The organism is Sulfuricurvum sp. RIFOXYD12_FULL_44_77, from assembly GCF_001830725.1.
Taxonomy (GTDB): Bacteria; Campylobacterota; Campylobacteria; order Campylobacterales; family Sulfurimonadaceae; genus Sulfuricurvum; species Sulfuricurvum kujiense_A.
The window spans coordinates 1-2,272 of the sequence record NZ_MIBU01000176.1 but is presented as its reverse complement, the minus strand read 5'-3'; the positions used below and the strand labels follow the sequence as shown (position 1 = coordinate 2,272).

3 protein-coding genes are annotated in these 2,272 nt (G+C 44.9%); 1 reads left to right on the top strand and 2 read right to left on the bottom strand.

The annotated features are described in order from the left end of the window. On the top strand, positions 1-1,026 hold a 1,026-nt coding region (locus A2517_RS07015), incomplete at its 5' end, for a hypothetical protein (RefSeq protein ID WP_294895501.1). Here A2517_RS07015 and A2517_RS07010 read toward each other — a convergent pair. Next, positions 1,023-1,661 (bottom strand): M48 family metallopeptidase, encoded by a 639-nt coding sequence (locus tag A2517_RS07010; RefSeq protein WP_294895499.1) that lies wholly within the window; start codon positions 1,659-1,661, stop codon positions 1,023-1,025. The genes A2517_RS07015 and A2517_RS07010 overlap by 4 nt on opposite strands. Next, the coding region (queC, locus tag A2517_RS07005; protein WP_294895497.1) for a 7-cyano-7-deazaguanine synthase QueC at positions 1,654-2,272 on the bottom strand (619 nt) is incomplete at its 5' end. The genes queC and A2517_RS07010, both read right to left, overlap by 8 nt.

The following is a 2,272-nucleotide window of genomic DNA, read 5'->3' as shown; positions in this document are numbered from 1 at the left end:
CATCAGCGGAAGTTCGGTGGGATGAGAGTCGAAAATATCCTCGCACTCAGCAAAGGGATACTCCTCGGAGACCCCTCTGTCACTCTTTTTGAAAGTGTCGTATTCGAACCCTCAAAAGTAAAGCGCGGATCATTTTTTATCGCCTATTCCCCTGAGGATATCCCCGAAGCTCTCCTAAACGGTGCTTACGGTGTCATGTTTGATAAACCGACCCAGATTAGTGATAGCGAAATAGCTTGGATTAAAGTCGATAATATCGATAACGCCCTCAAAAAGCTCCTCCGGTTTTACCTTCTCGAAAAAGAGCTTCAAACCTATGCATGTGATCCGATAACGTTGCATCTCTCGACCATGATTTCAACCCCTGCCAATTTTTGCAATGTTGAGGGGTCAATGCGGGATATTTGGGAAAAGCTGTGGCCGCTGGAGAAAAAGTCGATCGTCCTTTTCTCACCTGCCCTAACGGATCCCGATATTTTTATCGAGCACTCTCAGCTTATCCGAGCGCAGGAAAATACGATTACGATTATCGAGCAAACGTTGTTTGAAACCTCCTTTATACATAACGATACCTTTTATGAGCGGCAAATGCTATCCCCGTTTTTTATCCCTTATCTCGAACATATCCTTTTTTTCTATACCTTTTTACGGATACCGTTTCAAATACGGGGATTTAGTAAAATGGGGCACTTTATCCCTGTCTTTACGAATTCGAGATTAGAGAGCAAAGAGTTCGGGAGCAGTGACCGCGTCGTCATTTTCGAACCGCTGTTAGAGCTGATCGACGAGCAGATCGATTTTCTTGATGCACAAGCTTCATGGGCAAAAATTATCTATTTGCTCCCGGAAACAATGCGTTCTAGCTTGACCATAGGGATCGAAAATATCTTTTTCTATCGCTACAGCGAAGAGGTACTAAGTATCTTGCAATCCAAAACATTTCATTTCGCCCTCGTCGCGGGTGTGGATAAAGGGATACTCAATCCATCCCGCTCCGCCATGAAACAACTGGAACTCGATTTTTAACCGATCCGTATCTCTTTTAACTCTCTTCTCAAACCTCTCTCATTCTCTAAAATAGTCCGTACCAATGCGTGGAACTCTTTGGAGTGATTCATATGGCGTAAATGGGCTAATTCATGAACAATGATGTAGTCGATATGTTCGTAGGCCAGTTGCATCATCATCGTATTAAGTGTCACAATCCCCTCACTACTGCAGCTTCCCCACCGTCGTCGCATCTTTTTAAAACGTATCTCTTTGGGGTGTAGATTCATCTTTCGTGCGTAATGCGATACTCGAGAGGGAAGTGTTAAAAGTGCTTCATTTTTGTAAAAATGATGGTAATATTTTTCAATATCAATGCTGTTTTTAGCTTTTTCGAGTGTTTTAATCAGTTGGGGCAGTTGTAGCAGTGCGACACATTCACCTCGAAATCGGATCGATTCACCGAGTATATGATGCTGTTGCTGACGAGAAGCGATCGCACTCAGTTTGGAATGTATCCACCCTTCCCTCTCTCGTAAAAGTATACGAATACGCCGCTCGTCTTTGATCGGTGTCCGTACACATACTTCTGCGTTATGGGTTATCGTAATATAGGTATTACGATTTCGTGGCCGATAGTGAATCGTAATTGGTGAAGTAAGGTGATTAAACATACGCTATAGGATCAACCGCTCCGGCACGTTCAAACCCGCGCAGACGTAATCGGCAGCTATCACATACACCGCACGCCATCTCTTCGCTTTGATAACAGCTCCATGTAAGATGAAGCGGTGCACCCATTCGAAGTGACTCTTCAACAATTTGAGATTTTTGCAGATGCACGAGAGGCATCTCTATCGTAATATTTGTCGTCTCTTTAGTTCCCAAGTTTGCCGCGTTCTGAAATGTCTCAATAAAGGCTTCCCGACAATCAGGATAACCGCTGCTGTCCTCTTCGACGACTCCGATAGCGATAACACTGCACCCCTCTTTTTCGGCAATCGCCGTGGCGATAGAGAGAAAGATCCCATTGCGAAAGGGGACATAGGTGATGGGGACGCCCGCTTCGATCCCCCCTGTAGGAACCGCTATCGTGTGATCGGTCAACGCCGAAGCTCCAATGGTTTTGAAAAAATCGAGATCAATTTCGTATTTTTCACTCACCCCTAAATCGTCGCAAATAGCACGAAAGCAGGAGAGCTCTTTTGCTACGGTGCGTTGTCCATAGTTAAAATGGAGTGCCACGATCTCGTAGCCGCGTGAACGCATAATATAGGCGACAAGG